Origin of the sequence: Kitasatospora sp. NPDC058965, from assembly GCF_042741245.1 — a bacterium.
Taxonomy (GTDB): domain Bacteria; phylum Actinomycetota; class Actinomycetes; order Streptomycetales; family Streptomycetaceae; genus Kitasatospora.
This window is the reverse complement of record NZ_JBHYKG010000009.1, coordinates 1-24,790: the sequence shown is the minus strand read 5'-3', so window position 1 is coordinate 24,790 and position 24,790 is coordinate 1. Positions and strand designations below refer to the sequence as shown.

The window sequence follows — 24,790 nt, the reverse complement described above, 5'->3', positions numbered from 1 at the left end:
GGTCTCGGTCCGGTGGGGAGGTCGGGGTCGGGGCCCTTCGGTCGCGGACCGAGGAGCCCCTAGTTCTTCTCGAAGCGGAAGCCCACGCCGCGCACGGTGGCGATGTAGCGCGGGTTGGTCGCGTCGTCGCCGAGCTTCTTGCGCAGCCAGGAGATGTGCATGTCCAGGGTCTTGGTGGAGGTCCACCAGGTGGTGTCCCAGACCTGGCGCATGATCTCCTCCCGGGTCACCACCCGGCCGGCGTCCCGCACCAGCACCCGGAGCAGCTCGAACTCCTTGGCCGAGAGGGTCAGCTCCTCCTCGCCCAGCCAGGCGCGGTGCGACTCGATGTCGATCCGCACCCCGTGCGCGCCGGTGGAGAGCGAGTCCACGTTGCCGCGGCGCAGCAGCGCCCGGACCCGGGCCAGCAGTTCGGCCAGCCGGAACGGCTTGGTCACGTAGTCGTCGGCGCCGGCGTCCAGGCCGACCACGGTGTCCACCTCGTCGGCGCGGGCGGTGAGCACCAGCACCGGGCAGCTGCGGCCGTCGGCGCGCAGCCGCCGGCACACCTCCAGCCCGTCCATCTGCGGCAGGCCGAGGTCGAGGACGACCAGGTCGACCTCTTCCTCCAGTCCCGCCTCCAGTGCCGACGGGCCGTCCTCGCGGACCAGCACCTCGTAGCCCTCACGGCGCAGCGCACGGGCCAGCGGTTCCGAGATAGCCGGGTCGTCCTCGGCGAGCAGCACACAGGTCATGGGCCGATCGTAGTGGTCCACAGGCCCGATTCCGGCGGTCGGGCCGGTCACCGGCGGGGTGCACGGCACCGTGCGCCGGTCCGTGCGCCGCCCCGTCCGGACCACCGGTTCCTGTGAAGAAGCTCACAGCGGGTAGTCGCCCGGAGTGCGCCCGTGATCCCGGACACGTTCGGTGACACACCCGCCAGGGGGAGAGATCCTGCCGTTGGACCTTGGCATCGAAGGCATACTTCCTGCCGTACCATCGATTGCCGCGGTCCCTTGGGACTTGCTTGACTCATCCGTTATTCACTTGGTGTCTTTTGTCCCGTCATGTCGTGGAATATCGCGACGTACAGTGGTCCGGTCCCCATGTCATGTACCGCGGATCCCCCCTGGGCGAGCAGCATCAGGACCCGCGCGGTGCACCGGCCCCGCCCGCCACCACCACAGGGTGAGCGGAGTCCCGGACAGTCAGGCAAGGAACCACAACTGATGGCGTCAACCACCACCTTGGAGTCCGGCGTACAGCCGGTCACCCCTTCTGGCGGCAAGACCTTCTTCGGGCACCCCCGAGGACTCGCCACGCTCTTCATGACCGAGACCTGGGAGCGGTTCAGCTTCTACGGCATGCGGGCCCTGCTCGTGCTGTACATGGTCGCCTCGACCCACAACGGCGGCCTGGGCATGAAGGTCGCCATGGCGACCGCGATCTACAGCGTGTACAACGCCATGGTCTACCTGCTCGCGCTGCCCGGCGGCTGGATCGCCGACCGCTTCCTGGGCGCCCGCAAGACGGTGGCGCTCGGCGGCACCGTGATCATGATCGGCCACTTCCTGCTGGCCGTGCCGTTCAAGGCCTCGTTCTTCGTCGGCCTGGTCTTCATCGCGGCCGGTTCCGGCCTGCTCAAGGCCAACATCTCCACCATGGTCGGCCACCTCTACGACGGGCCGAACGACCCGCGCCGGGACGGCGGCTTCACCATCTTCTACATGGGCATCAACCTCGGTGCCTTCGCCGCCCCGCTGGTCATCGGCACCGTGGGCCAGAGCGTCAACTGGCACCTGGGCTTCGCGCTGGCCGGCGTCGGCATGGCGCTGGGCCTGGGCCAGTACCTGCTGGGGACCCGCCACCTGAGCGCGAAGAGCGACGTGGTCGGCTCGCCGATCGGCGAGGCCGAGAAGCGCGCGCTGCTCCGCAAGGGCGCCTTCTGGGTCGCGCTGGCCCTGGCGTTCTACGCCGTCGTCGTGCTGACCGGCCACTTCACCATCTCCTGGGCGGTCTGGCCGCTGTCGATCGCCGGCATCGCGATCCCGGTGCTGGTCTTCTCCCGGTTCAAGCGGGACAAGGACCTGACCCCCGCCGAGCAGTCCAAGATCAGCGGCTACATCTGGTTCTTCGTGGTCGCCGCCGTGTTCTGGATGATCTACGACCAGAGCGGTTCCACCCTGAGCGTCTTCGCCGACGACAGCACCAACCTGTCGGTGCTCGGCTGGCACTTCCCGTCCAGCTGGTTCCAGTCGCTGAACCCGCTGTACATCATGGCGCTGGCCCCGGTCTTCGCCTGGCTCTGGGTCTGGCTCGCCCGCCGCGGCAAGAACCCCAGCACGACCATGAAGTTCGCCATCGGCCTGCTGATGATCGGCGCCTCGTTCCTGGTCATGATGCTGGCGATGGCCGCGGCCTCCGGCGGCGTCAAGGTCAGCCCGCTCTGGCTGGCCCTGGTCTACCTGGTGCAGACGGTCGGCGAGCTGACCCTCTCCCCGGTCGGCCTGTCGGTCACCACCAAGCTGGCTCCCGCCAAGTACGCCAGCCAGATGATGGGTGTCTGGTTCCTCGCCGTCACCGCCGGCGACTGCGTCGCCGCCGTCATCCAGCTCGGCCTGGGCGACGCGACCGGCTCCACGGTGTACTTCGCCGTGCAGGGCATCGCGGCGATCATCGCCGGTGTGGCGCTGGTGATGTACCGCAAGAACGTGATCAAGCTGATGGGCGACGTGCACTGACGCACGGCTCCCCCACGGCACACAGCCCGGTGGCCCGGTACGCGAAGCGCGTACCGGGCCACCGGCGTCACGTTCCCGGTCGCCGTTACTGCAGTCCGGCACCCGCGTAGCCGCGCGGCATGTTCCACTGCTGGTTCACGCCGCCGTTGCAGTCCCAGAGCTGCAGCATGGTCCCATAGTTGTAGGCCCTGTTGAACGGGACGTCGAGGCAGCGGCCCGACTGCGGGTTGAACAGCGACCCGTCGGCCCGCGGCTCCCAGACCTGGTTGCCGCCGCCGTTGCAGTCCCACAGCTCGATCTGGGCGCCGTTGTTGGTGGCGTTGCCGGTCACGTCCAGGCACTTGCCCATCGACCGGATCGTGCCGTCCGGCCGGTTCGAGGAGAACGTCTGGTTGTCGTGGCTGCCGAGGCAGTTCCAGAGCTCGATCCGGGTGCCGTTGGCGTTGCCGCCGCCGGTCGCGTCGACGCAGTTGTACGAGGCGGAGACGGCAGAGTAGGAGCCGGTCCCCTGAGCGTAGTTGACCACTCTGTCGTAGGTGGCCAGGTCGCTCACCAGGCCGTGGAACTTCCAGGTCTGACTGCCCTGGCGCAGGAAACTGCCGATGTGGACAGCGCCCTTGGCGTTCCAGGCCGCGCTCGCCGGGTGGTAACCCGACGCCACGGGTTGGCCGTCCACGAAGAGCTGCAGGAAGCCGGCCTGGGCGTTGTAGGTGGCGGTCAGCTGCTGCCAGGTGCCGTACTTGACCTGGGCGCCCGGCAGCCGGGTGGCCGTGTCGTCCCAGTTCGGGTCGGTCGTGTCGCTGCTGCTCAGCTCGAAGTGCCAGTTGTTGTCCCACGGGCTCGCCCACAGGAGCAGCCCGGACCCCTGGGTGCCGTCCTGACTCAGCACGACGCCACCGCCCGGCGAGGCCTTCGCCCAGGTGGTGACGGAGAAGTCCTTGCCGGTGTCCAGCAGCGGGCCCGATCCGTCGATGCTGCCGGTCCCGTCCAGTTGGGCAACCGAGGTGGGCATCGGCCGGCCGTCGGCCGTGTCGGAGTTGGCGACGAAGGACACGCCGCCGGTGACCGCGAGCGGGCTGCCACCCAGACTCGGCGTGCCCTGGGTCGACGCACTCATCTGGTACTGCGCCGCCGGATCCCAGAGGTCGCCCGGCAACGTCGGCCCGGGGTAGACGAAGGTCGTCAGCTGGACCTCGTTGGAGAGGTTCCCGGCCTGGTCCACGACACGCAGGTGCACGGTCTGGTTCCCCGGGGAGGCGAACTGCACGGTGCCGGTGACGGCGGCACCGTCAGTGCGGCAGTCCTTCGCGTCGATCCAGGTGGGGTCGTCGTTGATCCGGTACTGCAGGCAGCCCTGGGGAGTGATTCCGTCCGTCTGGGCCTTCGCGGAGTACTTCAGCGTGTACTGCCATCCGCCCATGTGCGGCGGTGCCTGCACAGCGCGCGGCTGGAAGTCGATACCGGGCGCGGTGCGTGCGATCCGGAAGCCGCACCAGGTCGACGGCAGCGAGGCCGTGCCTTGGGCGTCGCGGCTGACGGCGTGCCAGGCGTAGCTGTGTCCGTCCAGCAGTTTGGTGCTGTCCAACGCGAACGATGCGGTGCCGTCCGCACCGACGGCTCCGGTACCCACCAGCACGTCAGTGTTGATCGCCAGGCTGTCCTCGACGTGGAACTCCATCGTGACGGCGCTGCCGCGGGCCTTGGCGGTCAGGCTGCTGGCACCGGTCGGCAGGTAGCCCCAGCTCTGGTAGTACGCGCCGCACCCCTCATAGGGGGTGCCGAACAGGGCCGGCTCCACGGGAGCAACGGCCAGACCGGTCGGGCTGAGCGGCCGGGCCGGCGCCGTGTCCGCCTGCGCCGCCGGGGCGAAGCCGGGCGCGGCGGTGAAGAGGGCCACGGTCGCGGTGGCCGCTGTCAGCCCGCGCGCGGCGGACCGCTTCACCCGAGCGCCGGAAGTCGGGTCAACGATCGGCAAGGATCCCCCCAGAAGTGCAAGTCACGCGTCCTCCACAAGGGGAGGACGCGTGCACACTGCTCCCCCACGAACCCTGAAGTCAAGTGAGATGAGTATCCGTCACCCCGCCCCGGCCGCCCGCTCGTGCCCGCCTCGGACGCCGGTGGCCCGGCGCACAGGTGCGTGCCGGGCCACCGGGGCGGGAGCGGATCGCGCGACTGGAGCCGCATCGTCCCGCAGTCACCCGGGCGCCGGGTCTCCCCGACCCCGGGACACCGCGCGAACTGTCGGCCCGGCGTGCGCCGTCAGTACAGACCGGTCATGGTGCGACCGTCGTCGGGGGCCGACCACTGCTGGTTGGCGCCGCCGTTGCAGTCCCAGAGCTGCAGCATGTTCCCGTACGTCACGCTGCCGTACGGGAGGTCGAGGCAGCGGCCGGACTGCGGGTTGAACAGCGAACCGTCGGCCCGCGGCTCCCAGACCTGGTTGCCGCCGCCGTTGCAGTCCCACAGCTCGATCTGGGCACCGTTGGTGGTGGCGTTGCCGGTCACGTCCAGGCACTTGCCCATGGACCGGATGGTGCCGTCCGGGAGGTTCGCCGAGAACATCTGGTTGGCCTGCCGCGGGTACGGACCGCAGTACCAGAGCTCGATCCGGGTGCCGTTGGCGTTGCCGCCGCCGGTGGCGTCCATGCAGAAGTTGGGGTTGCCGGCCCCGGTGCGGTAGGCACCCGTCTCCTGGGAGTAGCCGGCCGCCCGGTTGTAGGTGGTCAGGTCGCTCAGCTTGCCGTGGAACTTCCAGGTCTGGACGCCCTGGCGCAGGAAGCTGCCGATGTGGACCGCGCCCTTCGCGCTCCAGGCCGACTTCGCCAGGTGGGAGCCGGAGGCGGCGGGCATGCCGTTGACGTAGAGCTGGAGGAAGCCGGCCTGGGCGTTGTAGACGGCGGTCAGCTGCTGCCAGGTGCCGTAGGCGACCTTCGCGGCCGGCAGCGTGAGCGAGGTGTCGTCCCAGTCGGGGTTGGCGGTGTCACCGGTGCTCAGCTCGAAGTGCCAGTTGTTGTCCCACGGGCTGGCCCAGAGCAGCAGCCCGGACCCCTGGGTGCCGTCCTGGCTCAGCACCACTCCACCGCCCGGCTGGGCCTGCGCCAGCACGGTGATGCTGAACGTCTTGGTGGTGTCCAGCAGCGGCCCGGGACCGTCCAGGCTCCCGGTCCCGTCCAGCTGGGCCACCGAAGTGGAGGCAATGGAGCCGGAGTTGGGGACGAAGGTGACCCCGCCGTGCACCGCCAGCGGGTCCCCGTACTGGCTGGGCGAGCCCTGGGTGGCGGCGTTGAGCTGGTACTGGACCGCCGGCCCCCGCAGGTCGCCCCGGTTGGCCACGCCGGGGTAGACGAAGACCGTCTGCTGGACCTCGTTGGAGACGTTCCCCGCGTCGTCCACGACCCGCGCGTGCACGACGTTGTTCCCGGTGGCAGTGAAGCGGACGGTGCCGCGCGCCGTGCCGTAGCCGGTGTCGCAGCCCGCGCCGGTCCATGCGGTGTCGTCGCCGAGCCGGTACTGCAGGCAGCCGCCCGGCACGGTGCCGTCCGTCTGGGCCGGGTGCGCGTACCCCACGGTGAGCCCCCAGCCGTCCGTGTACGCGGGGATCGCGGGGTCCTGCTGCGGGACGCTGCTGACGGTGGGCGCGGTGCGGTCGATCCGGAAGTGGCAGTCGCCCGTCTCCCAGACCAGGCCGCCCGCGTCGGTGCTGCTCAGGTGCCAGGCGTAGCTGTGGCCGTCCAGCAGCTTGCTGCTGTCCATCGGCGTGGCCGAGGTCGCGGTGGTGCCGTCCGCGCCGAGCGTGGCGGGGATGACCAGCACGTCGGTGCCCCGGACCTGAGTGTCCTGGACGTGGAACTCGACCGAGGTCGAGCCCGCGCCGACCGTCCCGGTCAGGCTGCTGTCACCGGTCGGCAGGTAGCCCCACGGCGTCTGGCCGCACCCCTCCGCGGGAGAGCCGGAGAGGGTCGGCTCGACCGGGAGGACGGCCATCCCCCCGTTCGCCGCGGTGGCGGCGGGCGCGGCAGCGGGCGCGGGCGAGGCCGGCGACGCAGCAGGCGCGGGCGAGGCCGCGGGCGACGCGGCCTGCGCCGCCGGGGCGACGCCCAGGGCGGCGGTGGAGAGGGTGACGGTCGCGGTGGCGGCTATCAGCCCCCGCGCGGCGGCGCGCTTCACCCGGGCGCCGGAAGTCGGGTCAACGATCGGCAAAGGTCCCCCAGCTGTGCATCTCACGGTTCCTCCACAAATGGAGGACGCACGCACACTGCTCCTTCGCGGTCGCAAAGTCAAACGCCGCGACCGCAGCCGCGGCGCGCCCAGCACCGCTGGGGCGCGCCACGGCTGTCGACGGGTCAGACCTCCCGCACCCCGGCCCGCCACACCGCTGCTGTCAGCGGCACGCCCGGCCGGTAGGCCAGGTGCACCGGGGACGGCGCGTCGAGCAGCAGCAGGTCGGCCCGGGCCCCCGGCGAGATGTGGCCCACGTCCGTGCGCCGCAGCGCCCGGGCGCCGCCCGCCGTGGCCGCGTGCACGGCCTCGTCCGGGGTCATGCCCATCTCGCGGACGGCGACCGCCACGCAGAAGGCCATCGACGAGGTGAACGAGGAGCCCGGGTTGCAGTCGGTGGAGAGCGCCACCGTGGCGCCCGCGTCCAGCAGTCGGCGGGCGTCGGGGTACGGCGCCCGGGTGGAGAACTCGGCGCCCGGGAGCAGGGTGGCCACCGTGGCGGAGCCGGCCAGGGCGGCCACGTCGGCGTCCGTCAGGTGGGTGCAGTGGTCGGCCGAGGCCGCACCCAGCTCCACCGCGAGCTGCACGCCGGGTCCGTGCGAGAGCTGGTTGGCGTGCACCCGGGGGGTGAGCCCGCGCTCGATGCCGGCCGTCAGCACCGCCCGCGCCTGGTCGCCGTCGAAGGCGCCGCGCTCGCAGAAGACGTCCACCCAGCGGGCGTACGGGGCGCAGGCGTCCAGCATCTCGCCGGTCACCAGGTCCACGTATCCCGACGGGTCGTCGGCGAACTCCGGGGCCACCACGTGGGCGCCCAGGTAGGTGGTCTCCGCGGTGTGCTCGGCCGCGATCCGTAGCGAGCGCGCCTCGTCGGCCACGGTCAGGCCGTAGCCCGACTTGCACTCCACCGTGGTGGTGCCCTGGCGCAGCGCCTCGGCCACGAAGCGCGCCACGTTGGCGGACAGCTCGGCGTCGGTCGCCGCCCGGGTCGCCGCCACCGTGGTGCGGATCCCGCCGGCGGTGTAGCTCTGGCCGGACATCCGGGCGTTGAACTCGGCGGTGCGGTCCCCGGCGAAGACCAGGTGGGCGTGCGAGTCCACGAAGCCGGGCAGCAGCGCGCGGCCGGCCGCGTCGACGACCCGGTCCGCGGCCGGTGCCTCGGCGGCCCGCCCGGTCCAGGTCACCACCGACCCGTCCAGCACCACGGCGGCGTCCTCGACGGTGCCGAGCAGCCCGGGGTGTGACGGATCGTTGGTGACGAGGGTGCCGATGTTGGTGATCAGGGTGCTGGTCATGAGCCCTTCAGCGCAGCGATCGAGGTCTGGAGCAGGGACGGCACGTCGGCGACCAGCTGGTGCACGCCGTCGGCGACCACCGTGCGGCCGCCGACCACCACGTGCCGCACGTCGGCCGCGGAGGCGGCGAAGACGGCGGTCTCGGCGCCGAGCCGCGGCACGGCCCCGGCGGTGCGCACCGAGTCCATCGCGAGCACGGTGAAGTCGGCCAGCGCACCGGCCTCGATCCGGCCCGCCTCGGGCCAGCCGAGCGAGGCGTGCCCGTCCTCGGTGCCGGCCCGCAGCAGCGCGTTGGCGGTCCAGTGGCCGCGGGTGCGGCTGCGCAGCCGCTCGTTCAGCTCCAGCGCCCGGGCCTCCTCGAACGGGTCGATCACCGCGTGGCTGTCGCTGCCCAGGGTGATCGGGCAGCCGGCGCTGGCCAGCTGCCGGGCCGGGCCGATCCCGTCCGCGAGGTCCCGCTCGGTGGTGGGGCACATGCAGATCACCGTGGAGGAGTCGCTGAGCAGCTTGACGTCCTCCTCGGTGAGGTGGGTCGCGTGCACCGCGCTGGTGCGCGGGCCGAGCGCGCCGTGGTCGGCCAGCAGCCGGGTCGGGGTGACGCCGTGCGCGGCCAGGCAGGCGTCGTTCTCGGCGGTCTGCTCGGACAGGTGCACGTGGAGGGGGGCCTTGCGCATCGCGGCCCAGTGCGCGACGGTGCTCAGCTGCTCGGCCGGCACCGCCCGCACCGAGTGGATGGCGGCGCCGATCCGGGCGTGCGGACGGGCCTTCAGGGCCTCCGCCCGCTCGGCCCAGCCGGCGGCGTCCCGGTCGCCGAAGCGCAGCTGGGGCTTGGTCAGCTCGGCGCCGAAGCCGGACGACAGGTAGCAGGTGTCCAGCAGGGTGATCCGGATCCCGGCCCGGTCGGCCGCCTCGATCAGCGCCTCGCCCATCGCGTTCGGATCGGCGTAGCGGGCGCCGCCGGGGGCGTGGTGCAGGTAGTGGAACTCCCCCACCGCGGTGATCCCCGCCAGCGCCATCTCCGCGTAGACCGCGGTGGCCAGCTCCAGGTAGCTGTCCGGATCCAGTGCGGCGGCGAACCGGTACATGGTGTCGCGCCAGGTCCAGAACGTGCCCGAGCCCACCTGCACGGTGCTGCGCAGCGCCCGGTGGAAGGCGTGCGAGTGGGCGTTGGCCTGCCCGGGCACCATCAGCCCGCGCAGCCGGACCGCGCCGTCCGGGCACGGCCCGCTGTCCGGGGTGACCTGGCCGATCCGCCCGTCGGCCGCCACCCGGACCAGCACGTCCGGCTCCACCACCGGGCCGTTGACGTGCGGCAGCCAGGCGTACTCGGCCCAGTACGTCGTCGCTACTGACATGCGAGGTCCTCCAGGACGTCCGCCAGGGCCGACACGCCCGCCAGGCAGTCGGGCAGTTCGGCGTGCTCGGTCGGCGAGTGCGAGACACCGCTCGGGTTCCGTACGAACAGCATGGCGGTCGGGATCGCCGATGCCAGGATCCCGGCGTCGTGTCCCGCGCCGGTGGGCAGCACCGGCGCCCCGTGCAGGGTGGCCGCGATCCGGTCGCGCAGCGGCACGTCGAAGTCCACCACCGGGGTGTAGGACTCGCGGGTCAGCTCGACCCGGACGCCGTCCCGCTCGGCGCGCTCGGCGGCCGACCGGTGGATCTGCTCGACCAGCTCGGTGAGCGTGGCCTCGTCCGCCGCCCGGGAGTCCAGCCAGCCGCGCACCAGCGAGGCGATCGCGTTGGTGCCGTTCGGCTCCACCGCGATCTTGCCGAAGGTGGCCAGCGCGCCGGCCAGCCGGGCCTTCTTGCGGGCCGCCAGCACGGTGGTGGCGTAGGTGAGCATCGGGTCGCGCCGGTCGTCCAGCCGGGTGGTGCCGGCGTGGTTGGCCTCGCCGTGGAAGTCGAAGCGCCACCGGCCGTGCGGCCAGATCGCCCCGGCCACGCCGACCGGCTGACCCTCCGCCAGGTACCGGCCCTGCTCGACGTGCAGCTCGACGAAGGCACCGATCCGGGACAGCCGGTCCCGGTCGGCCCCGATCGCGCTCGGGTCGTAGCCGGCCCGCTCCATCGCGTCCGGCAGCCGCACGCCGTCCGCGTCGCGCAGCTCGACGGCCTGCTCCGGGGCCAGCACCCCGGCGGTCAGCCGGGAGCCGATGCAGGCCACGCCGAACCGGGCCCCCTCCTCGTCGCCGAAGTTGACGACCGCCACCGGCTTGGCGAACCGCGCTCCCCTCCCGCGCAGTTCGTCCAGGGCGGCGAACGAGGAGACCACGCCCAGCGGGCCGTCGAAGGCGCCGCCGTCCGGCACCGAGTCCAGGTGCGAGCCGGTGACGACCGCGCCCTCGCCCTGCGGGTCGCCCAGCCAGGCCCACTGGTTGCCGTTGCGGTCCAGCTCGTAGTGCAGGCCGCGGTTGCGGGCCTGCTGCTCGAACCACGCCCGGCACTCGGCGTCGGCCGAGTTCCAGGCGTGCCGGCGGTAGCCGCCGGAGGCGGCGGAGCGGCCCACGGGGAGCAGCTCCGCCCACATCTCCTCGAAGGACGGCAGGGTCACAGCTCGCCCATGGGCACGCGCACGCCCCGCTCGGCGGCGACCTCGGTGGCGATGTCGTAGCCGGCGTCCACGTGCCGGATCACGCCCATGCCCGGGTCGTTGGTGAGCACCCGGCGGATCTTCTCGCCCGCCAGCGCGGTGCCGTCGGCCACCGTGACCTGGCCGGCGTGGATCGAGCGGCCGATGCCGACGCCGCCGCCGTGGTGGATGGAGACCCAGGACGCGCCGGAGGCCACGTTGACCATGGCGTTGAGCAGCGGCCAGTCGGCGATCGCGTCGGAGCCGTCCAGCATCGCCTCGGTCTCGCGGTACGGCGAGGCGACCGAGCCGCAGTCCAGGTGGTCGCGGCCGATCACGATCGGGGCGGAGAGCTCACCGGAGGCGACCATGTCGTTGAAGCGCTCGCCGGCCTTGTCGCGCTCGCCGTAGCCGAGCCAGCAGATCCGCGCCGGCAGGCCCTGGAAGTGCACCTTCTCCTGGGCCATCTTGATCCAGCGGTGCAGCGACTCGTTCTCCGGGAACAGGTCGAGCACGGCCTTGTCGGTCTTGTGGATGTCCTGCGCGTCGCCGGACAGCGCGGCCCAGCGGAACGGGCCCTTGCCCTCGCAGAACAGCGGGCGGATGTAGGCCGGGACGAAGCCGGGGAACGCGAAGGCGCGGTCGTAGCCGGCCAGCTGGGCCTCGCCGCGGATCGAGTTGCCGTAGTCGAAGACCTCGGCGCCGCGGTCCTGGAAACCGACCATCGCCTCCACGTGCCTGGCCATCGACTCGCGCGAGCGGGTGGTGAACTCGGCGGGCTTCTCGGCGGCGTAGGTCGCCATGTCGTCGAAGTCGACGCCGATCGGCAGGTAGCTCAGCGGGTCGTGGGCGCTGGTCTGGTCGGTGACGATGTCGATCGGCGCGTCCATCGCGAGCAGCTGCGGGAAGAGCTCGGCCGCGTTGCCCAGCAGGCCGATCGAGAGCGGCTGCCGCTTGTCGCGGGCGGCGGTGGCCAGCTCCAGGGCGTGGCTGAGGTTCTTCGCCTCGACGTCCAGGTAGCGGTGCTCGATCCGGCGGGCGATCCGGGACGGGTCGCAGTCGATGCAGATCGCCACGCCGCCGTTCATGGTGACGGCCAGCGGCTGGGCGCCGCCCATGCCGCCGAGGCCGGCGGTCAGCGTGATGGTGCCTTCGAGGGTGCCGTGGAACTTCTTGTTGGCGACGGCCGCGAAGGTCTCGTAGGTGCCCTGCAGGATGCCCTGGGTGCCGATGTAGATCCAGGAGCCGGCCGTCATCTGGCCGTACATGGTGAGGCCGAGGCTCTCCAGCCGGCGGAACTCCTCCCAGTTGGCCCAGTCGCCGACCAGGTTGGAGTTGGCGATCAGCACCCGGGGGGCCCACTCGTGGGTCTGCATCACGCCGACCGGGCGGCCGGACTGGACCAGCATGGTCTCGTCCTGCTTCAGCCCCTGCAGGGTCTTCACCATCGCGTCGAACGAGCGCCAGTCCCGGGCCGCCTTGCCGGTCCCGCCGTAGACCACCAGCTTGGACGGGTGCTCGGCCACCTCGGGGTCGAGGTTGTTCATCAGCATCCGCAGGGCAGCCTCCTGCTGCCACCCCTGGGCCGTCAGCTTCGTGCCCCGCGCCGCCCGCACCTCGCGCGGCCCGCTCGTCTGCTCCGCCATGCTGTGGTTCTCCCTCTGCGGCTACCGACCGGACTACTCCGGATGGATTAATTCAGTGACAACACGACTGAATATATCCAATCACCCGGTCACTGGCCAGAGCCCCGGCCCCCCGTATCCCGTTTGACTGACCTCCGGCCGGTGCGGAATCGTGCCTCCCGCCCGACACCTGTTCCGGGCTCGACACTTCGTTCGATCTGGGGGGATCGCTTGCGCACCACTTCCTCTCCCACCGCCGCGGGGGGCGGGGGGAGCGCCCGCCGCCTCGGCACGGCGACCGCCGTCCTGGCGCTCACCACCGGTCTGCTCGGCATCGCGCCGTTCGCCGCCCAGGCGGCGAGCCCGTCGGCGAGCCCGTCGGCCGGCCCCACGGCGAGCCCCGCCCCGACCGGTACGGCTGCCCCGACCGGTGCGGCTGCCCCGGCCGGTGCGGCCGCGCCCGCCGACACCGGCACGCCGACGCCCACGCCCACGCCCACGCCGACCGCCCCCGTGGAGCTGCCGACCAACGTCGCGATCTCCCCGGTGGAGCCCGGCCGGGTCGACCCCGCGCTGCGCACCGAGGGCTGCGGCACCACCGACCCGGGCAGCTGGGGCTGGCTCCCCGCCGGCGCCGGCAGCCTCACCGCCAAGGTGACCGGAACGTCCCCGGCGCTCAGCGTCGAGTTCCACCTCAGCGACGTCGCCCAGCCCGGCACCGACGTGCTGACCGGCACCGCCGCGGCCACCGGTGCCATCGCCACCCTGCCGCTGGACGGCAGCAAGCTGCTCGACGGCCACAGCTACGCCTGGCACGCGATCGGCCTGGACGGCAGCGGGAACCGGACCGCCGCCACCGCGGACTGCCACTTCCGGGTGGACCGGACGGCGCCGCAGCTGACCTCGCTCGCACCGTGGGTCTACACCCCGCACGCGGGCCAGTGGTTCTCGGTCGAAACCACGCAGACGGACCCGGCCCCGGCCGGCGGCGCGGCCTCCGGCGTCGCCTGTGTCCACGCACGGTTGGACAGTTCGATGAACTGGTCCACGCAGTGCGGCAACGATCCCGGGAACGGCGTGCTGGCCTCGTACGCCATGCCCGTCGGCCGCCACACCGTGCACGTCCGGGTCGAGGACCAGGCCGGCAACCTGTCCGCGGAGTCCGACCTGCCGGTCGTCACGTTCCCCGGCCAGCAGATCGCCGGCGACTACCCGAACCCGACCCACCAGTGGGAGCTCAGCCGGTCCGCCGGCGGCACCGACACCCTCGGCACGGTTCCGCTCGCGCCGACCGGCGGGGTCAGCTGGACCGACAACCCGGGCGCCATCGGCGGCTACCCGAACGGCATCAACCCGGCCTACCTGTCCGACACCGTGGCCAGCTTCGACGGCAGCGGGCAGCTCGGCGCCGCCGGCCCGGCCGTCGACGTCCGCCAGAGCTTCTCGGTCAGCGCCTGGGTGCGGCCGCAGGCCAGCGGCGGCGTGGCGTTCAGCCAGGACAGCGGCACCAACAGCGGGTTCATGGTCTGGGCCGACCCCGGTGACAACCGCTGGCACTTCGGCATCAACAACCGCACCGACGGCACCTGGTCGTTCGACCAGGTGACCCAGTACGACCCGCGCTTCGGCTCGGTCAGCTGGGGCAGCTGGGTCCAGCTGACGGTCACCTACAACGCCACCAGCCAGGCGATGAACCTCTACCTCGGCGGCAACTGGGCGGCCACCGGCGTGCACGCCGCGAACAGCTCGGTCGCGGTCCAGGGCGACTTCCGGATCGGCCAGTACCAGTACCTGAACGGCCCGTCCACGCGCTTCCACGGCGACGTGACCGACCTGGCGGTCTACGACCGCGAGATCCGCTGGGACCCGACCGTCGCCACGTACGTGGTCCGGATGGGCTACAACAAGTGCCTGGACGCCAACTGGGGCAGCTCCGCCAACGGCACCGCGGTCCAGCTCTGGGACTGCAACGGCGGCCCGGGCCAGGTCTTCTCGGCCGGCCAGCCCGACGGCACGGTCCGGGTGCTCGGCAAGTGCCTGGACGCGACCGGCAACGGCACCGCCAACGGCACCCCGCTCGAACTGTGGGACTGCAACGGCGGCGGGAACCAGGTCTGGGTCCCGCGGCCGGACGGCTCGCTCTACAACCCGCAGTCCAAGCGCTGCCTGGACGACACGGGGTTGAGCACGACCAACGGCGCCCGGATGGAACTCTGGGACTGCAACGGCAACTACAACCAGCAGGTGCAGATCAACCGCCAGAGCTGGAACGCCTTCCGCTGACCCGAACCGGTCCCGGTCGACACCCGCCGGCCCCGTCGCGCACCCGCGCGGCGGGGCCGGCGTCGTCGGCGGGCTTCGGCGGGCAGCGCCCGACGCCCCGTCAGGCCGCCTCGTCGCCGTCCCAGTCGATGCCGATCTCGGCCAGCCAGGCGCGGTCGCGGGCCACGGTCTCGGCGGGGTCGACGGGGAGCATCGGCAGGCCCGGCGGGCGCGGGATCTCCTCGACCGGGCCCAGGCCGTACGGCTCGCCCGGATGGGTCACGGCGGTGCCGGGGCCCGGGTCCGCCAGGCCGATGTGCACCACGCTCTCGTCCCCGGGATCGAGCACGGTGAGCCCCGGGCGGGGCGGACCGGCCAGGGCCACCCGGCGGCCGCAGCGCGGGCAGGCCCATTCCTCGGCACCCGAGGCGAGCTTGCCGACCGGTCTCATCTCGTGGATCACGCGCATCGCGGACACCCCCGTTCGTCCTGTTGAGGGGATGCCCCGATTACGGGGGGAACACTCACGGCGACGCAGGGCTGCGTCCGGTCCGGCCGCGGTCGGACCGGGGCGGGCCCGCTACTCCAGGAAGAGCCCGCGCGCCGCCGCCGACTGCTCGATCGCCTCCAGCCGCGCCTCGGCGCCCGGCAGCTCGTCGCACATGGTCTGCAGCAGCACCCGGCCCAGCACCATCGGCGCGCAGGCGGTGTCGAAGACCAGCCCGGTGCCGACCTCGGCCGGCAGCATCAGGTCGGAGAGCTTGGCCACCGGCGCGAAGGCGCTGTCGGCCACCGTGAGCACGGTCAGGCCGCAGTCCCGGGCCACCGCGAGCGCGTCCATCAGCTCGCGCGGGTAGCGCGGCAGCGCGAAGCAGAGCAGGGCGGAGGCGCCGGCGGTGCGGGCCTGCTCGATCCGGTCGGCCAGCATCGAGCCGCCCTCGGAGATCAGCCGGATGTCCGGGTGCACCTTGCTGGCGAAGTAGGCGAAGCCGTGCGCCTGGGCCGAGGCGGCCCGCAGGCCGAGCACCGGCAGCGGGCGGGAGGCGGCCAGCAGCCGGGCGGCCCGCACGATCGGCTCCGGGTCGGCCAGCAGGTCGGCCAGCCGCCGCAGGTGGGCGATCTCGGCCAGCACCGCCTGCTGGTGCTCGTTGCGCACCGCCTCCGTCGGGCTCTCGGGTGCCGCCTGCTCCCCGCCGCCCAGCTCGCGCAGCCGCCGGCGCAGCGCCGGGTAGCCGTCGTACCCGAGCGCGACCGCGAACCGGGTCACCGAGGGCTGGCTGACCCCGGCCAGCTCGGCCACCTCGACGCTGGACAGGAACGGCGCCTCGGCGGCGTGCCGCACCAGGGCGTGCGCGATCCGGCGCTGAGTGGGCGTCAGGCGGTGGCCGTCGAAGAGCTCCAGCAGCCGGGCGGACGGGCCGGGCGACGGCTCGGTCATGTACGGGGGTCCCTTCGGCGGTGGGTGTCCGATCGACTGTGCAGCAGCGACGGCGCGACGGGCAATGATGTCTCGCCCGCCGGAACGGGCCGTGGTCGGGGGCGTCCCTCAGGGTCACCCTGATTTCTCCCCGATAGAACCGGCGACGGCTTTACCGGGTTCCACCGGGGGCGCCAGGCTGTTCCCATGGACAGCCGCCCCTCGGAATTCCGCAGTGAACTCGACGCCGCCCTGCAGGCCCGCAAGGAGCTCGGACCCGAGTACGAGACCGAACTGGTCGACTCGTTCCTCGCCCGGGTCGACGCCCGTCTCGACGCCCGGGTGGAGCACCGCGTCTCCGAGCGGCTCAACGAGTACGAGGCCGACCGGGGCGGGCGCCGACCGCGCGAGCGCGGCCGGCGCGGCTGGTCCGCGATGCCGGTCGTCTCGCTGGTCATGGCCATCCCGCTGACCGGCATCGGGGCCACCCTGGGCCTGCCCGGGATGCTGATCACCTGGGCCGGCATCGTCGGGGTCAACTTCGCGGCGGTCAGCGCCGAGCACCGCGAGCAGCAGCGCCAGGCGGCCAAGGCGCCCCGGAGCGAGTGGGCCTGAGTCCCGTCCCGCCCCGGGGCGCCGCGCCGGTGGTCAGGCCAGCGGCCCGGTGACCCGCTCGACCGCGCGGACCAGGTCGCCCGAGGCGACCAGGTCCTCGGCGGCGGCCAGGTCCGGCGCCAGGAAGCGGTCCCGGCCCGCACCGCCGACCCCGGCCTCACGGGCGGCGGCCAGCGCGGCGGCGGTGGCCGGGGCCAGCACCGCGGTGCCGTCGGCGGTGCGGATCTCCAGCGCGCGGGCGGCGGCGGTCAGCTCGACGGCCAGGATCCGGCCCAGGTTCTGCACCGACTGGCGCAGCTTGCGGGCGGCGGACCAGCCCATCGAGACGTGGTCCTCCTGCATCGCCGAGGACGGGATCGAGTCCACCGAGGCCGGCACGGCCAGGCGCTTGTTCTCGCTGACCAGGGCGGCCTGGGTGTACTGGGCGATCATCAGACCGGAGTCCACGCCCGGGTCGTCGGCCAGGAAGGCGGGCAGCCCGTGCGAGCGGCTCTTGTCGAGCAGCCGGTCGGTGCGGCGCTCGGCGATCGAGCCCAGGTCCGCGGCGGCGATCGCCAGGAAGTCCAGCACGTAGGCGACCGGGGCGCCGTGGAAGTTGCCGTTGGACTCCACCCGGCCGTCCGGCAGCACCACCGGGTTGTCCACCGAGGCGGCCAGCTCGCGCTCGGCCACCGTGCGGGCGTGCGCCAGGGTGTCCCGACCGGCGCCGGCCACCTGCGGGGCGCAGCGGATCGAGTAGGCGTCCTGCACCCGCGGCGCGTCGTCCTGGTGGTGGCCCGTCAGGCCGGACCCCTGCAGCACGGCGAGCATGTTGGCGGCGCTGAGCGCCTGGCCCGGGTGCGGGCGGATCGGCCCGTGCAGCTCGGGGGCCAGCACCTTCTCGGTGCCGAGCAGCGCCTCCAGGCTCAGCGCGGCGGTGATGTCGGCGGTGGTGAACAGGCGCTGCAGGTCGGCGATGGCCATCACCAGCATGCCGAGCATGCCGTCGGTGCCGTTGATGAGGGCCAGGCCCTCCTTCTCCAGCAGCTCCACGGGGGTGATGCCGGCCGCGGCCAGCAGCTCGCCGGCCGGGTGCTCGGCGCCGTCGGGGCCGTAGGCCAGGCCCTCGCCCATCAGCACCAGGGCGCAGTGCGAGAGCGGGGCCAGGTCGCCGGAGCAGCCCAGCGAGCCGTACTCGTGCACCACCGGGGTGATGCCGGCGTTGAGGATCGCGGCCATCGTCTCGGCGACCAGCGGGCGCACCCCGGTGCGGCCGGAGGCCAGGGTCTTCATCCGCAGGAACATCAGTGCGCGGGTGACCTCGCGCTCCACCGCCGGGCCCATGCCGGCCGCGTGCGAGCGGACCAGCGAGCGCTGCAGCTGGGCCCGCAGCTCGGGGCTGATGTGGCGCACGGCGAGCGCGCCGAAGCCGGTGGAGACGCCGTAGACCGGACGCGGCTCGGCGGCCAGCGCGTCGATCCGGGCGCGGGAGGCGGCCATCTCGGCCAGCGCGTCGGGGCCGATCTCGACCCGGGCGTTGCCGCGCGCGACGGCGAGCACGTCCTCGGCGGTGACGTCGGCCTTGCCGACCTGAACAAGCGGCGCGTCGGCGGCCGGAGCACGGTGCATATCCATATGCACTATCAGATCAGCTGAATGAAGATATGACAACCGCCTGTGCGGACGGACTGCGCCGAACGTGAGGTCAGCTCGGCGGCGGCGAGGCCGGCCCGGCCAGCGCCACCGCCACCAGGGCCCGCAGCGCCGGCGCGACCTGGCCCAGCGGCAGCGTCGCCTCGTCGGCGAAGAGCTCGACCAGCCAGCCGCCCGCCGGGTTGGCCCCGCCCGCCGCGACCATGCCGCGGTAGCCGCCGACCACCAGCACCGCCTCCTCGGCCGGGTCGTTGCCCACCGCCCCGGTGCGCAGCGCGAAGCTCCCGCCGCGCACCGCCCGCCGGGTGAGCGGGTAGTGCTCCAGGTCGAAGACCGCGTCCGGCGCCTCGATCCGGGCCCGCTGGCTCTCCGCCCGCCGGGCCGCGCCGGGCGACAGGCCCTCGCCGCGGGCGCCGGGCCCGCTGGTCATCCGGTACACCGCGTGCTGGGCGGTGTGCATCAGCCGGGAACCCGGCGGCACGTACGAGATCCACCAGGCCACCGCGTCCAGCAGCCGGGCGGTGGCCTCCGCCACCGTGGCCAGCCGCCCCAGGGTGTCCGCCGGGTGGTGCACCCGGGGACCGTGCTCCTGGTCCAGCGCGCCGAACACCACCGCGAGCAGCTGCCCGGGATCGGCGCTGTGCGCGGCGCCGCGGAACCGGCGCCGGTCCGCGTGCGGCAGCCGCACCCCGTTGCCGCCGGCGCGCTGGCCGCGCCCGTCCGCCCGGTGGTGCGGATCGGCCGCGTCGGCCAGCAGCACGGTCGGATCGGGGGCCAGTCCCGGCCCGTGGCTGCGCCCGGCCACCACCGGGTGCGCCGCCCGGGACGCCTTGGCCCGGTACTGCGCCGCGTCCGCCAGCCGGAACAGCCGGTCCGGGGTGGTGACCGGCCCGATCGCGTCCCCGGTGGAGGCCACGCCGCAGGCCACCCCCTCCCCGTCGGCCAGCTGCAGCGCCCGGGCGCACAGCTCCTCGGCCACCGCGACCACCTCGTCCGCCTTCTGACCCTCCGCCAGCAGGCAGAACTCGTCGCCGCCGAGCCGGGCCGCCAACGAGCCGGGCAGCTTGGCCCCGGCCACCGAGAGCTGGTTGGCGAACCGTTCCAGCAGCCGGTCGCCCATCTCGTGGCCCTGCTGGTCGTTGATCCGCTTGAGCCCGTTGACGTCGCAGACGACCAGCGAGACCACCGTGTCGTCCCGGTTGTGCGCGGCCAGCGCGCTCTCCAGCCGGGCGTCCACCGCGCGCCGGTTGGCCAGTCCGGTCAGCGGGTCGGTGAAGGCGAGGCGGCGCAGGTCGGCCAGCCGCTCGGTCTGCGCCAGGCCGGCCGAGATCTGCGCGGCCAGCAGGGTGGCGTACTGGGCGTCCGACTCGGTGAAGACCGCCAGCTCCGCGCCGCGGGCCAGGTAGAGCTCGCCCCAGGCCTGGCCGTGCAGCACGACCGGCGCCACCAGGCAGCAGGACCGCCCGCGCCGGCGCAGGCCGGCCGCGCGCTGCCGGCTGAACGGGCCGGCACCCGGGTGCGCGGCGGCCCCGAACGCCACGGCGGCGGCCGGGTCCGGCTCCTCCGCCGTCTGTACCCAGGCCCGGGGCAGTCGGCCGGTGGTCCAGTGCTCGTCCAGGTAGGTCACGATCTCCGGGAAGTCGGCCACCGGGTAGGACTCGTCCTCCGGGACCTCCTCCTCCCCCGCCGCCAGCTCGCCGTGGTTGACCAGCACCCGCAGCCGGCCCGACTCCCGGTCCCAGACCGAGACCGCCGCCATGGTGGCGTCCAGCGCCGCGGTGGCCCGGACGGCGGCCGCCCGCACCGCCTCCAGCGCGCTCTGCGCGCCCGCCATGTCCTGGGCCAGCTCGACCACGGCCTGCAGCCGCCGGTCCAGGCCGCTGGCCACCACCGCGTCTTCCGCCACCCCGTCCGGGTGTTCGAGCTCGGCCATCACGAGACCAGACTAGGGCGACAACGGAGCGAAATGCCCGATTTGGCCGCGCCGGACCGACGGCGCGGCAGAACGCGACCCCCGGGACGCGCGGCGGGGCCGCAGCGGGGTCAGATCGCCGACCGGATCCGGCGGGTGAGCAACCAGGGCTCGACCAGCCCGAGCCCGCGCACCGGCCGCCGCCACATCGCCTGCAGGTGGAAGCGCGGCACCGGCACCGCGCCGGTCTGCCCGCCCACCACGCCCAGCGGTGCGCCGGAGTGCGCCGCCAGCGCCTCGGCCAACTGCGCCTGCGCGGTGCCGGTCCCGTCCGCCGCGCCCTGGGCGGCCGCCCCGGCCTGCTCCAGCGCGGCGGCGAACTCCCCGTCGATCAGCACCGCGTCGCGCTGCGCGATCGAGGTCAGCCGGCTGGCCAGGTTGACGGTGGTGCCGAACACGTCGCCCATCCGGGAGGTGACCGTCCCGAAGGCCATCCCGACCCGCAGCGCCGGGATGCTCTCCTCCTTGGTCAGCGTCTCCACCAGGCTGAGCGCGATCTCCGCCGCCGTCACCGGGTCCTCGGAGACGAAGAGGATCTCGTCGCCCAGGGTCTTGATCAACCGACCGCCCTGACCCGCGATCAGGTCGGCGCAGGTGGACTCGAAGGTCTCCACCAGCGAGCCCAGCTCCTCCTCCTCCAGCCGGCGGGAGAGCCGGGTGAAGCCGACCAGGTCGGCGAAGCCCACCGCGAGGCGGCCGCTGGTGATCTCGGTGTCCTCGGCGGCCTGCACCACCCGGCCGGTCACCGCGGCCAGCTGCCGGCGCCAGACGTAGACCAGGAACTGCTCCAATTCGGGCAGCAGCAGCTCGACCAGCGGGTAGGCCACCTCGGCCCGGGTCAGCCCGGGCTCGGCGGCCTGGGTGAGGTTCTCCAGGAAGGTGTCCATCTGCCAGCCGGCCAGCCGCGCGGTGGTCTGCCCGGTGGACCGGGCCACCTGGATCGCCATCGACTCGTTGATCAGCCCGGACTCCACCAGGCCGGCCAGCCGGCGCAGCGCGATCACGTCGCCGTCGTTCAACGCCCGGGACTGGCCGATGTCCGGGAAGCCCATCGCCCGCCAGAAGCGGGTGGCCAGCTCCATCGGCACCTCGGCGGTGCGGGCGGCCTGGTAGGGGGTGTACCGCCGCGGGGCCCCCAGGATCAGCTCCTCCAGGTCCAGCGCGACGGTCTGGTCCGCCGCGTCGGACCCCCCGCCGCGTGTGCCGGCCTGGGGCGCCTGCCCGCCGTCGTCGTCTGCCACCGGTCCGTCCCCGTGCGGTCGCCGCACTTGCCGTTGAGGTCCCATCCTGCGGTGAGGCGCGACGCGAGGTCGTGCGCGACAGTGGCGCGCCTCACACCGTGCCAGGTGGCATCGTCGCACGGAATCCGCCGATCCGGAGCATCCGGGACCCCGACAGTGCCACGTCAGGCGCCGCGCGGCTCCGGTCGCACGTGCACCACGTCGCCCGCGCCGACCGCCTGCCGGTCGCCGTCGGCGGTGCGCACCACCAGCCGGCCGTCCGCGTCCAGCGCCACCGCCTCGCCGCGCAGCTCGCGCCCGCCCGGCAGCTGCACCAGCACCTGGCGGCCCAGCGTGGTGCAGCGCGCGGCGTAGGCCGGCAGCAGCCCGCTGGCCTGCGGGTCGCCGGCCGCGGCCTGCCACTCCCCGTACAGCTCGGCGAACTCGCGCAGCAGCGCGCGCAGCAGGGTGGCCCGGTCGGACACCTCGGCGCCGGCCAGCACCAGCGAGGCGGCGGTGGGCACCGGCAGCTCCTCGGCCCGCAGCGACACGTTCAGGCCCAGGCCGGCGACCACGGCGTCGCCGGTCAGCTCGGTGAGGATGCCGCCGGTCTTGCGCTCGGTGCCGTCGATCTCGACCTGCAGGTCGTTGGGCCACTTCAGGCCGACCTCCACCCCGGTCAGCCGGTGCACCGTGGCGGCCGTCGACACGCCGACCAGGATCGGCAGCCAGCCCAGCCGCTCGCGCGGCACGGTGGGGCGCAGCAGCACCGAGAGGAAGAGCCCGGAACGGGCCGGCGCGCTCCACACCCGGTCCAGCCGGCCGCGCCCGGCGCTCTGCCGCTCGGCGACCAGCACCGCGCCCTCGGCCGCGCCCTCGCGCGACCGGGCGGTCAGGTCACTGTTGGTGGAGCCGGTCTCCTCGACCACGTCCAGCGCGGTCCACAGCCCGCCGGGCACCAGCAGGTCGCGGCGCAGCGCCTCGGCGTCCAGCGGCGGGCGGTCCAGGTCGGTCCAGGGGGAGGGACCGGCGTGGCCGAAACCACGCAGGCCGCTGCGGCGGGGACGATCAGCCTCGGTCATGGGCCCAGCGTAGGGCTCCTGACACCGGCGGTAGCCGTAGGCCGACCCATCGTCCCGCAGAAACGCTCGTTAACACACTGTGTCGCTGGCCATAACACCGGTGCCCCGCGGCTGGCTAGGCTACCCAACGGTAGTTCGTGGCCCCGGCCCCGCCGCCGCCAGTTCCACCACCCTCCACCGCTGAAACTGTTCACGTGAGGAACTCCACGGGATGACCGACCTGCCCACCTCGCCGGACCCGCACACCACTGCCGGCAAGCTCGCCGATCTGCGCCGCCGGATCGACGAGGCGGTGCACTCCGGCTCCGCCGCGGCGGTCGAGAAGCAGCACGCCAAAGGCAAGTTGACGGCCCGCGAGCGGGTGCTCGAACTGCTGGACGAGGACTCCTTCGTCGAGTTCGACGAATTCGCCCGGCACCGGTCCACCAACTTCGGCCAGCAGAAGAACCGCCCCTACGGCGACGGCGTGGTGACCGGCTACGGCACCGTCGACGGCCGCCAGGTGGCGGTCTTCGCCCAGGACTTCACCGTCTTCGGCGGGTCGCTCGGCGAGGTGTTCGGCGAGAAGATCGTCAAGGTGATGGACTTCGCGCTGAAGACCGGCTGCCCGGTCATCGGCATCAACGACTCCGGCGGCGCCCGGATCCAGGAGGGCGTGGCCTCGCTCGGCCTGTACGGCGAGATCTTCCGCCGCAACGTGCACGCCTCCGGCGTGATCCCGCAGATCTCGCTGATCATGGGCCCGTGCGCGGGCGGCGCGGTCTACTCCCCGGCGGTCACCGACTTCGTGGTGATGGCCGACCAGACCTCGCACATGTTCATCACCGGCCCGGACGTGATCAAGACGGTCACCGGCGAGGACGTCGGGATGGAGGAGCTGGGCGGCGCCCGGACCCACAACACCAAGTCCGGCAACGCGCACTACCTGGCGGCCGACGAGAAGGACGCCATCGAGTACGTCAAGAGCCTGCTCTCGTACCTGCCGTCCAACAACCTCTCGGACCCGCCGGTCTTCCCGGAGACCGCCGACCTGTCGGTCACCGAGGAGGACCTGGAGCTCGACGCCATCGTGCCGGACTCGGCCAACCAGCCGTACGACATGCGCAAGGTGATCGAGCACGTGCTCGACGACGGCGAGTTCCTGGAGACCCAGCCGCTGTACGCCGGCAACATCGTCACCGGCTTCGGCCGGGTCGAGGGCCACCCGGTCGGTGTGGTCGGCAACCAGCCGATGGACCTGGCCGGCTGCCTGGACATCGCCGCCAGCGAGAAGGCCGCCCGCTTCGTGCGCACCTGCGACGCCTTCAACATCCCGGTGCTCACCTTCGTGGACGTGCCCGGCTTCCTGCCCGGCACCGGCCAGGAGTGGGACGGCATCATCCGCCGCGGCGCCAAGCTGATCTTCGCCTACGCCGAGGCCACCGTGCCGCTGATCACCGTGATCACCCGCAAGGCCTTCGGCGGCGCCTACGACGTGATGGGCTCCAAGCACCTGGGCGCCGACCTCAACCTGGCCTGGCCGACCGCGCAGATCGCGGTGATGGGCGCGCAGGGCGCGGCCAACATCGTCTACCGCCGCGAGCTGGCCGAGGCGGCCGCGGCCGGGCAGGACGTGGACGCCCGCCGCGCCGAGCTGGTCGCGGAGTACGAGGACACCCTGCTCAACCCGTACCTGGCCGCCGAGCGCGGCTACGTGGACGCGGTGATCGCCCCGTCCGAGACCCGCACGCACATCGTCCGCGGGCTGCGCGCGCTGCGCGGCAAGCGCGAGGTGCTGCCGCCGAAGAAGCACGGCAACATCCCCCTGTAGGGCGTGCACGAGAGAGGAGCGGCAACCGATGTCCGAGTTCCAGGTGCTGCACGGGCAGCCGACCCCCGAGGAGCTGGCCACCGTCCTGGCGGTGGTCCAAGCCCGGGCCGCCGCAGGCCAGGCCGCGCTCGACGCGGCCGGGGCGGCGCGCGGCCCGGCCTCCCCGTGGACCGACCGCGCCCGCGCCATGCGCCACCTGCCCGCCCCCGGCCCCGCCGCCTGGCGCACTTCCGGCTGGGCGCGCTGACGGCCGACCGGGCGCGCTGATCGGGTGACCCCGCTGGGGGGGGTTGCCGGGCTGCCTCGTGGGCGGCTGGACAGGGCAGGCGGGGTGGTGGGAGGGATAGGACCGC

The 24,790-nt window shown here is 73.3% G+C and carries 17 protein-coding genes and 1 pseudogene; 5 read left to right on the top strand and 13 right to left on the bottom strand.

Annotation, left to right across the window (positions count from 1 at the left end; translation table 11 throughout):
* Positions 1-59: 59 nt before the first annotated feature.
* Positions 60-734, bottom strand: coding sequence for a response regulator transcription factor (locus tag ACFW1A_RS03095; protein WP_380403135.1), 675 nt, complete (start codon positions 732-734; stop codon positions 60-62).
* Positions 735-1,208: 474 nt separating this feature from the next.
* On the opposite strand from ACFW1A_RS03095, the gene ACFW1A_RS03090 reads away from it, so the two are divergent.
* The gene (locus tag ACFW1A_RS03090; protein ID WP_380403130.1) at positions 1,209-2,720 is read left to right on the top strand and encodes a peptide MFS transporter; all 1,512 of its coding nucleotides are present in this window, start codon (positions 1,209-1,211) and stop codon (positions 2,718-2,720) included.
* Positions 2,721-2,805: 85 nt separating this feature from the next.
* Here the strand turns inward: ACFW1A_RS03090 and ACFW1A_RS03085 are convergent, their stop codons facing one another.
* The 6 genes from ACFW1A_RS03085 to hutU all read right to left on the bottom strand — a co-directional run bounded on the left by ACFW1A_RS03085 (position 2,806) and on the right by hutU (position 12,448).
* Complete coding sequence (locus tag ACFW1A_RS03085; protein WP_380403124.1) at positions 2,806-4,662, bottom strand: ricin-type beta-trefoil lectin domain protein; 1,857 nt, start codon at positions 4,660-4,662, stop codon at positions 2,806-2,808.
* A gap of 317 nt (positions 4,663-4,979) precedes the next feature.
* Positions 4,980-6,887 carry a ricin-type beta-trefoil lectin domain protein gene (locus tag ACFW1A_RS03080; RefSeq protein WP_380403121.1) on the bottom strand — a complete coding sequence of 636 codons (1,908 nt, stop codon included), beginning with the start codon at positions 6,885-6,887 and terminating at the stop codon, positions 4,980-4,982.
* Between the two features lie 176 nt (positions 6,888-7,063).
* The gene (hutI, locus tag ACFW1A_RS03075) at positions 7,064-8,230 is read right to left on the bottom strand and encodes an imidazolonepropionase (RefSeq protein ID WP_380403118.1); all 1,167 of its coding nucleotides are present in this window, start codon (positions 8,228-8,230) and stop codon (positions 7,064-7,066) included.
* Complete coding sequence (locus ACFW1A_RS03070) at positions 8,227-9,585, bottom strand: formimidoylglutamate deiminase (protein WP_380403115.1); 1,359 nt, start codon at positions 9,583-9,585, stop codon at positions 8,227-8,229. The genes hutI and ACFW1A_RS03070 overlap by 4 nt, the downstream gene beginning before the upstream one ends.
* Complete coding sequence (locus ACFW1A_RS03065) at positions 9,576-10,760, bottom strand: allantoate amidohydrolase (RefSeq protein ID WP_380403253.1); 1,185 nt, start codon at positions 10,758-10,760, stop codon at positions 9,576-9,578. Before ACFW1A_RS03065 ends, ACFW1A_RS03070 begins: the two co-directional genes overlap by 10 nt.
* A 20-nt stretch (positions 10,761-10,780) precedes the next feature.
* Positions 10,781-12,448, bottom strand: a complete 1,668-nt coding sequence (gene hutU / locus ACFW1A_RS03060; RefSeq protein ID WP_380403112.1) for a urocanate hydratase — start codon at positions 12,446-12,448, stop codon at positions 10,781-10,783.
* Between the two features lie 210 nt (positions 12,449-12,658).
* On the opposite strand from hutU, the gene ACFW1A_RS03055 reads away from it, so the two are divergent.
* On the top strand, positions 12,659-14,710 hold the full coding sequence (locus tag ACFW1A_RS03055; protein ID WP_380403106.1) for a ricin-type beta-trefoil lectin domain protein: 2,052 nt from the start codon (positions 12,659-12,661) through the stop codon (positions 14,708-14,710).
* Between the two features lie 100 nt (positions 14,711-14,810).
* Here ACFW1A_RS03055 and ACFW1A_RS03050 read toward each other — a convergent pair whose 3' ends face one another.
* The gene (locus ACFW1A_RS03050; protein WP_380403102.1) at positions 14,811-15,167 is read right to left on the bottom strand and encodes a hypothetical protein; all 357 of its coding nucleotides are present in this window, start codon (positions 15,165-15,167) and stop codon (positions 14,811-14,813) included.
* Positions 15,168-15,269: 102 nt separating this feature from the next.
* Positions 15,270-16,127 (bottom strand): MurR/RpiR family transcriptional regulator, encoded by an 858-nt coding sequence (locus tag ACFW1A_RS03045; RefSeq protein WP_380403099.1) that lies wholly within the window; start codon positions 16,125-16,127, stop codon positions 15,270-15,272.
* 186 nt (positions 16,128-16,313) lie between these two features.
* Between ACFW1A_RS03045 and ACFW1A_RS03040 the strand changes: the two genes are divergently transcribed.
* A complete protein-coding gene (locus tag ACFW1A_RS03040) occupies positions 16,314-16,721 on the top strand; it encodes a hypothetical protein (protein ID WP_380403096.1) in 408 nt (135 codons plus the stop codon).
* 33 nt (positions 16,722-16,754) lie between these two features.
* Here ACFW1A_RS03040 and hutH read toward each other — a convergent pair whose 3' ends face one another.
* From hutH to ACFW1A_RS03020, 4 genes and pseudogenes are all read right to left on the bottom strand, one after another.
* The gene (hutH, locus tag ACFW1A_RS03035; protein WP_380403250.1) at positions 16,755-18,329 is read right to left on the bottom strand and encodes a histidine ammonia-lyase; all 1,575 of its coding nucleotides are present in this window, start codon (positions 18,327-18,329) and stop codon (positions 16,755-16,757) included.
* Between the two features lie 700 nt (positions 18,330-19,029).
* Positions 19,030-20,187: pseudogene (locus tag ACFW1A_RS03030) on the bottom strand (GGDEF domain-containing protein); the annotation flags it as partial.
* 209 nt (positions 20,188-20,396) lie between these two features.
* Positions 20,397-21,611 carry an adenylate/guanylate cyclase domain-containing protein gene (locus tag ACFW1A_RS03025; RefSeq protein WP_380403093.1) on the bottom strand — a complete coding sequence of 405 codons (1,215 nt, stop codon included), beginning with the start codon at positions 21,609-21,611 and terminating at the stop codon, positions 20,397-20,399.
* A gap of 119 nt (positions 21,612-21,730) precedes the next feature.
* Positions 21,731-22,627 carry a biotin--[acetyl-CoA-carboxylase] ligase gene (locus ACFW1A_RS03020; RefSeq protein ID WP_380403090.1) on the bottom strand — a complete coding sequence of 299 codons (897 nt, stop codon included), beginning with the start codon at positions 22,625-22,627 and terminating at the stop codon, positions 21,731-21,733.
* A 211-nt stretch (positions 22,628-22,838) separates the two neighbouring features.
* On the opposite strand from ACFW1A_RS03020, the gene ACFW1A_RS03015 reads away from it, so the two are divergent.
* Entirely contained in the window at positions 22,839-24,437 is a 1,599-nt protein-coding gene (locus ACFW1A_RS03015) for an acyl-CoA carboxylase subunit beta (protein WP_380403087.1), read from the top strand.
* Positions 24,438-24,465: 28 nt separating this feature from the next.
* The gene (locus tag ACFW1A_RS03010) at positions 24,466-24,684 is read left to right on the top strand and encodes an acyl-CoA carboxylase subunit epsilon (RefSeq protein ID WP_380403084.1); all 219 of its coding nucleotides are present in this window, start codon (positions 24,466-24,468) and stop codon (positions 24,682-24,684) included.
* Positions 24,685-24,790: the final 106 nt, after the last annotated feature.